The organism is Burkholderia singularis (genome assembly GCF_900176645.1).
In the GTDB taxonomy this organism is placed as follows: Bacteria; Pseudomonadota; Gammaproteobacteria; order Burkholderiales; family Burkholderiaceae; genus Burkholderia; species Burkholderia singularis.
Map to the genome: position 1 here is coordinate 70,734 of NZ_FXAN01000043.1, position 7,402 is coordinate 78,135.

5 protein-coding genes are annotated in these 7,402 nt (G+C 66.3%); 2 read left to right on the top strand and 3 right to left on the bottom strand.

The annotated features are described in order from the left end of the window. The first annotated feature begins 13 nt into the window (after positions 1 to 13). Complete coding sequence (locus BSIN_RS08490) at positions 14 to 646, top strand: TetR/AcrR family transcriptional regulator (RefSeq protein ID WP_069235299.1); 633 nt, start codon at positions 14 to 16, stop codon at positions 644 to 646. A gap of 92 nt (positions 647 to 738) precedes the next feature. Here the strand turns inward: BSIN_RS08490 and BSIN_RS08495 are convergent, their stop codons facing one another. Continuing rightward, entirely contained in the window at positions 739 to 2,256 is a 1,518-nt protein-coding gene (locus BSIN_RS08495) for a polyhydroxyalkanoate depolymerase (protein ID WP_089340152.1), read from the bottom strand. Positions 2,257 to 2,472: 216 nt separating this feature from the next. Then, positions 2,473 to 4,305: a glycoside hydrolase family 15 protein gene (locus tag BSIN_RS08500; RefSeq protein WP_089340153.1), complete on the bottom strand. Its 1,833-nt coding sequence runs from the start codon at positions 4,303 to 4,305 to the stop codon at positions 2,473 to 2,475. 236 nt (positions 4,306 to 4,541) lie between these two features. Between BSIN_RS08500 and BSIN_RS08510 the strand changes: the two genes are divergently transcribed. After that, positions 4,542 to 5,720: a lactonase family protein gene (locus BSIN_RS08510; RefSeq protein WP_089340160.1), complete on the top strand. Its 1,179-nt coding sequence runs from the start codon at positions 4,542 to 4,544 to the stop codon at positions 5,718 to 5,720. Positions 5,721 to 5,876: 156 nt separating this feature from the next. On the opposite strand, the gene BSIN_RS08515 is transcribed toward BSIN_RS08510, so the two are convergent. Further along, the coding region (locus BSIN_RS08515; RefSeq protein WP_089340154.1) for a DNA translocase FtsK at positions 5,877 to 7,402 on the bottom strand (1,526 nt) is incomplete at its 5' end.

The window sequence follows — 7,402 nt, forward strand, 5'->3', positions numbered from 1 at the left end:
GCAAAACGCCACCATGAATCAGCTCAAAAACAAAAGAGATCCGGAGGGAACCCGGCGCCGCATCTTGCTCGCGGCGGCGGAAGAATTTGCAAACGGGGGGCTGTTCGGCGCGAGGGTCGATCAGATCGCGCGGCGCGCCGAGACCAACGAGCGCATGCTCTATTACTACTTCGGCAGCAAGGAACAACTCTTCACCGCCGTGCTCGAGCATGCTTTTTCCGCGATGGTGGAGGCCGAGCGCGCGATGAATCTCGATGGGGTCGCGCCTGTCGAGGCGATCACGCGGCTTGCGCATTTCGTTTGGGATTATTACCGGGATCATCCCGAATTGCTGCGGCTTCTCAATAACGAGAATCTGCATCAGGCGCGCTATCTGCATAGATCGACGCGCATTCGCGAGATGATCTCGCCGTTCGTTGCGACGCTGAGCAGCGTGCTCGAGCGCGGCCGCAACGCCGGGCTCTTTCGCACGGATATCGATCCACTGCGTTTTTACGTGATGCTTTCGGGGCTCGGCTATTACATCGTATCGAACCGCTTCACGCTGTCGGCCATCTTCGACCGCGATTTCAGCGCACCCGACGAGCGCGCCGAGATGATCAAGGCGAATACCGAATTGCTGCTCGCGTATCTGCTCAGGCGCTGAGTCGCGTGCATGCCGATTACGCCGTTTTCGCGTGGCGCGAGGCGGGGTAATGGGCCGGCAGCGGCGTCGCGCCGCTGCCGCGCAGCCGGGCGTCAGGCAGCCTTGCGCGAGCGCGGCGGGCGTGCGGCGGCGGTTTTGGCCGCCGGGCGTTTCGCCGTCGCTTGGGCGGCCGGGCTTTTGGCCGACAGCGTTTTGGCCGACAGCGTTTTGGCCGCGCGCGCTTTCGGTGCCGCGCGCTTGGCCGCAGTCAGCCTGAGCGCCGTGGCTTTTGCCGCAGCGGCGTCTGCCGCGTTACCGCTGGCGGCCTTGCCGCTACGGGTGGACGTCGGCGTCTCGGCTGCTTGCGGGGTCGGCTCCTGCGGCTGCACGACGTTGTGCTCGCGGATGAAGTCGCGCAACTGCGGGTAGATGATCGTGCGCCAGCGGCGCCCCGAGAAAATGCCGTAGTGCCCGCATTTTTCGGCGGTGAGGCTGCGGCGGTGCGCCTGCGCAATGCCGGTGCAGAGTTCGTGCGCGACATGCGTCTGGCCGCTGCCGGAAATGTCGTCGAGTTCGCCTTCGATCGTCATCAACGCGGTCGTGCGGATGTCGGCCGGCGCCACGTGTTCGCCCCGCACGTCCCACGTGCCTTCGGCAAGACGGAATTCCTGAAACACGATGCGGATCGTGTCCAGGTAGTATTCGGCCGCCATATCGAGCACCGCGTTGTACTCGTCATAGAAGCGGCGGTGCGCGTCGGCGTCTTCCTCGTCGCCGCGCACGAGGCTTTGGTAGAAATCCCAGTGCGATTGCGCGTGGCGCTCCGGATTCATCGCGACGAAGCCCGTATGCTGCAGGAAGCCCGGGTAGACCTTGCGCCCTTCGCCCGGATAGTTCGCCGGCACGGTGTGGATCACGTTGTTCTCGAACCAGGCGTGCGAGCGGTTCGTCGCAAGCGAATTCACCGAAGTCGGGCTGCGGCGCGCGTCGATCGGGCCGCCCATCATCGTCATCGTGAGCGGCGTGTCCTCGCCGCGGCTTGCCATCAGCGAGATCGCCGCGAGCACGGGCACGGTCGGCTGACACACGGAAATCACGTGCAGGTTGCGTGCGCCGATGTGCCGGATGAATGTCTGGATATAGTCGATGTAGTCGTCGAGGTGGAACGGCCCGACTTCGGTGGGCACCATCCGCGCGTCGATCCAATCGGTGATGTAGACCTTGTGATCCTGCAGCAGCGTGCGCACGGTGTCGCGCAGCAGCGTTGCGTGATGGCCGGACAGCGGCGCGCACACGAGCACGACAGGCTCGTCCTTCAATTGACCGACGGCGCTCGAATCGTCCGCGTAGCGTTTGAAGCGCAGCAGCCGGCAGAACGGCTTTTCGACGATCGTTTGCTCGACGATCGGAATGTTGTGCCCGTCCTTGACGATCTGATGAATGTCGAACTCGGGTTTTTCGTAGTCCTTGCCGAGCCGGTACAGCAGTTCATAGCCTGCGGCAAGCCGCGTCGCGCCAGGTACGAGCGACAGTGGGCTCGACGGATTCACGAACGACTTGGAGGCTGCCTGGGCCCAGGCGGTCAGCGGGCTCAACATGGCCCGCTGGAATTCGTGCAGTTGGTAGAGCATGGGTGCTCCCGGGAGGACGGTGCGCGAATGCGTCGCGACGGACCGTATCTGTCAGCAATCGAACCGATTCGATCGCCGGATCGAATCAACCGCGACCGATCATAGCGAACAATCAGGGGTGCCGCAATGCAGCATACGTTTGCAAGATAACCATGTTTCGATCTCTTGTACCGGCGTCTGACCTTGTCTGACACTTCGGCGCACGGCCCGTGCGGATCAGCGTCCCGCGACGGCATCGGCGGGCGCGGGCTGGCCGGCGGCGCGCAGCATTTCCTCTTCATGGTGCATCAGATTGAACGCCGTGTGAACGAGCGCGACGTGCGAGAACGCCTGAGGGAAATTACCGACCTGCCGCCGCGCGACGGGATCGTATTCCTCCGCGAGCAGCCCGAGATCGTTCGCGAGCGACAGCAGGCGGCGGAACAGCGCGTGCGCGTCGTCGATGCGGCCAAGCAGCGCGAGATTGTCGACGAGCCAGAAACTGCACGCGAGGAACGTGCCTTCGCCGGGTGGCAGGCCATCGTCGTATACGGTCGTGTGGTAGCGCAGCACGAGGCCGTCATGCATCAGGCCGTGCTCGATCGCGCTCACCGTGTCCGCGATGCGCGGATCGGACGGCGGCAGGAAGCCGACGAGCGGCAGCATCAGCACGCTCGCGTCGAGCGCGTCGCTGCCATAGCTTTGCGTGAACGCGCGCAGGCGGGGATTCCAGCCGTGCTCGCAAACGTCCGCATGAATCTCGTCGCGCACTTCGCGCCAGCGCGCGAGCGGCGCGGGCAGCCGGAACATCTCGGCCGATTTGATCGCGCGATCGAACGCAACCCACGCCATCACCTTCGAGAACGTAAAGTGCTGGCGGCCGCCGCGCGTCTCCCAGATGCCTTCGTCCGGCTCGCGCCAGATTTTTTCCAGATGCGTGAGCAGCGCGGTCTGGACGGACCAGACCGTGTCGTCCGCCTGCAAGCCGCCCACGCGCGCGACGTGCAGCGCCGCCATCACCTCGCCGAACACATCGAGCTGAAGCTGGTTCGCCGCGTTGTTGCCGATGCGCACGGGCTTCGAATCCTGATAGCCGGGCAGCCAGTCGAGCGTCATTTCCGGCAGCCGGCGCTCGCCTGCGATGCCGTACATGATCTGGATCTGCTCCGGCGAGCCTGCCATCACGCGGCCGAGCCACGTGCGCCACGCGCGCGCCTCGTCGTAGTAGCCGCCGCGCATCAGCGCGAGCAGCGTGATCGTCGCGTCGCGCAGCCAGCAGTAGCGATAGTCCCAGTTGCGTGTGCCGCCCAACTGCTCGGGCAGCGACGTCGTCGGCGCGGCGACGATGCCGCCCGTCGGCTCGTAGGCGAGCGCCTTCAGCGTGATCAGCGAGCGCCGCACGGCGGCCGCGTAGCGGCCGCTCACCGGGCAGCGCGACGACCATTCGAGCCAGTGGTTTTCGGTGCGCGCGAGCAACGAAAGCGGCTCGCGCGCAGGCGGCAGCCGTTGATGCGACGGCGCGTAGCTGAGCGAGAACGGTACGCGCTCGCCGGCCTTCACGGTGAATTCGGCAATCGTGTGCAGATTCTCGCCCGCGAGCGGCACCGGCGTGCGCAGCACGACGGTGTCGGGGCCCGCGATCGCCTTCACGCCCGCCTCGCGCGGCAGCCGCGTGACCCACGGCACCGAGAAGCCGTAGTCGAAGCGCAGCACGAGTTCCATTTGCATGCGCATCTCGCCGCGCCGGCCGACGACGATGCGCACCAGTTCCGACCAGCCGCTGCCGGGCGGCATGAAGTCGATGACGGTGACGGCGCCTTCGGCGCTTTCGTAGTCGGTCTCGAGGATCAGCGTGTCGCCGCGGTAGCGGCGTGACGTCGAGCTTACGTGCACGCCGTTGGCCGGCGCGACGAGCCAGCGGCCATGCTCGGGCGTGCCGACGAGCGCGGCGAAGCACGCGCCGGAATCGAAACGGGGCCAGCATAGCCAGTCGACCGAGCCGTCGCGGGAAATCAGGGCGGCCGTATGGCCGTCGCCGACGAGGGCGTAGTCTTCGATGAGGGCGGGCATGGGCGATCAATCTCCGTAATGCTTGTCATTCACGATCTGGGCAACCGCCTCCCGCGCTGTACGACGGCACGCGGCGGCCCGGTATACTCGGCGGACGGTGCGGCGCGGGCGGCCAGTGCGCCCGCGCTTGGCCACATCACAACACTTGGGACGAATCAATGCAAGGAGGAGATCCGATGATCGATCGCATGCGTGCGCTGTCGCCTTTCGCGTTCCCGCTTAGGCTCAGTCACTGGATGAAAGGTTTCGCGCTGGCGCTGCCGCTGATGAGCGCTCATGCGTTCGCGCACGAAGCGGGCGCCGCGCCGGCGGGCGGCCTCTACAATCTGCTCGTCGGCACCTACACGGGCGCGGGCAGCGACGGCATCTACGTTTATCGCTTCGATACCCGCACCGGCCGCATCACGCCGCTGTCGTCGGCGAAGACCGAGAATCCGTCGTATCTCGTCGCGAGCCGCGACGGCCGCCATGTGTACGCGGTCAACGAGCTGCCGGGCGACGACGGGCCGGCGAACGTGCACGGCGGCGTCAGCGCGTTCGATTTCGACGCGAAGACGGGCAAGCTCACGTTCGTCAATCGCGTGCCGGCCGAAGGGAACGATCCGTGTTATTTGAGCTTGTCGCCGGACGGCAAGTATCTCGTCGCGTCGAACTATTCGGTTGCGGCGGACCCGGGCGGCAGCTTCTCGGTGTTTCCGGTCGATGCGCGCACGGGCGCGCTCGGCGCGGCCGCACAAAGCGTGCATCACGATGGCGCCGGGCCGGTGAAGGGGCGTCAGGATAGCGCGCATGTCCATTCGGCCGTGTTTTCTCCGGATCACAAGTACCTGTTCGTGCAGGATCTCGGCGGCGACCGGATCGAAAGCTACCGCTACGCGCCGGATGGCGGCGCCGCGGTGTTCACGCGGGACGAAGCGCGCCGCACCGCCGCACAAGCGGGCGCGGGGCCGCGCCATCTGGTCTTCAGCGCGAATGGCCGTTTTGCCTATGCGATCACCGAACTGGATGCGACGGTCGTGGCGTATCGCTACGACGACGGGCAGCTCACGCCGATCGAGGTCGTGGCCCTCGCGGCGCCGGGCTTTTCCGGCAAGCTCGGCGCCGCCGCGCTGCATCTGTCGCCGGACGGGCGCTTTTTGTACGCGAGCAATCGCGGCGATGCGAACGAGATCGTGATCTACGCGGTGAACGCGGCGAGCGGCAAGCTGTCGCTGGTGGGCCGTCAGCCGACGCTCGGCAAGACGCCGCGCGAATTCGCGATCGATCCGAGCGGCAAGTGGCTGATCGTCGGCAATCAGGATAGCGACAGCGTGATCGTGTTCCGGCGCGACGTCGCGACCGGCAAGCTCACGCCGGAGCCGACGCGCTTGAAGCTCAGCAAGCCGGTCGACTTCAAGTTCGTGCCGGTGCGGTAATGGGGCGCCGCCGCGCGAGCGGCATTGCGGCGCCCGCGCGATAGGCGGCGCGAGGCGGGCCGAATGCGGCAGACCAGGCGATGCGGGCCGAGCCGGATGGGCGTGCGGGGCCGCATCGCGTGCCGTGCCGCGTCGAGACCGGACGTCGCGACGCGCCTACTCCGGCAGCGGCGGCGCGAGCACTTCGCGGCTGCCGTTGATGCCCATCGACGACACCAGGCCTGCCGCTTCCATTTGCTCGACGAGCCGCGCGGCGCGGTTGTAGCCGATCCGCAACTGCCGCTGCACCGACGATATCGACGCGCGCCGCGTGCGCACGACGAACGCAACCGCTTCGTCGTACAGCGGATCGGCTTCCGCATCGGGCGCCTCGCCGAACAGATCCTGCGCGCCGCCGCCTTCGGCCGCCGGCCCGTCGAGAATCCCTTCCTCGTACTGCGGCTCGCCGAATTGCTTCAGATATTCGACGATCCGGTGCACTTCCTCGTCCGCGACGAACGCGCCGTGCACGCGCTGCGGATAGCCGGTGCCCGGCGGCAGGAACAGCATGTCGCCCTGGCCGAGCAGCGACTCGGCACCCATCTGATCCAGAATCGTGCGCGAGTCGATTTTCGACGACACCTGGAACGCGACGCGCGTCGGGATATTCGCCTTGATGAGGCCGGTGATCACGTCGACCGACGGACGCTGCGTCGCGAGAATCAGATGGATGCCGGCCGCGCGCGCCTTTTGCGCGAGCCGCGCGATCAATTCCTCGATCTTCTTGCCGGCGACCATCATCAGATCGGCGAGTTCGTCGATTACGACGACGATGAGCGGCAGCGGCGCAAGCGGCTCCGGATCGTCGGGCGTCAGCGAGAACGGATTGCCGATCTTCTTTTCCTTGGCGGCGGCATCGCGGATCTTCTGGTTGAAGCCCGCGAGATTGCGCACGCCGACCGCCGACATCAGCCGGTAGCGCTTTTCCATTTCGCCGACGCACCAGTTGAGCGCGTTCGCGGCGAGCTTCATGTCGGTGACGACGGGCGCGAGCAGATGCGGAATGCCTTCGTAGACCGATAGCTCCAGCATCTTCGGATCGATCATGATCAGCCGCACTTCCTCGGGCGTCGCCTTGTAGAGCAGCGACGCGATCATCGCGTTGACTGCGACCGACTTGCCCGAGCCGGTCGTGCCGGCCACCAGCATGTGCGGCGCCTTCGCGAGATCGGTGACGACCGGATTGCCGGTGATGTCCTTGCCCATCGCGAGAGTCAGATGCGATGCCGAATGCTGGTACTGGCGCGACGCGAGAATTTCGGACAGCCGGATCATCTGGCGCTTCGCGTTCGGCAGCTCGAGGCCCATGCAGGTCTTGCCGGGGATCGTCTCGACGACGCGGATCGACGTCAGCCCGAGGCCGCGCGACAGATCCTTCATCAGCCCGACGATCTGGCTGCCGCGCACGCCGAGCGCGGGCTCGATCTCGAAACGCGTGATCACCGGGCCAGCCGATGCGCCGACCACGGTCACCGGCACCTTGAACTCCTGCAGCCGCTGCTCGATGACCTGGCCGGTTTGTGCGAGATGCGCGTCGGAGATGGTTTCGACGTCGTCGGATGCGGGTTCGAGCAGCTCGAGCGTGGGCAGCTCGACGTTCGACGCGGCGGGCGCGTGGAACTCGAACGCATTCGGGGCGGGCT

Excerpts from the sequence above, each read along its gene's own strand:
- BSIN_RS08500 (WP_089340153.1), bottom strand. The coding sequence starts at position 4,305 with ATGCCCGCCCTCATCGAAGACTACGCCCTCGTCGGCGACGGCCATACG.
- BSIN_RS08510 (WP_089340160.1), top strand. The coding sequence starts at position 4,542 with ATGAAAGGTTTCGCGCTGGCGCTGCCGCTGATGAGCGCTCATGCGTTC.
- BSIN_RS08495 (WP_089340152.1), bottom strand. The coding sequence starts at position 2,256 with ATGCTCTACCAACTGCACGAATTCCAGCGGGCCATGTTGAGCCCGCTG.
- BSIN_RS08490 (WP_069235299.1), top strand. The coding sequence starts at position 14 with ATGAATCAGCTCAAAAACAAAAGAGATCCGGAGGGAACCCGGCGCCGC.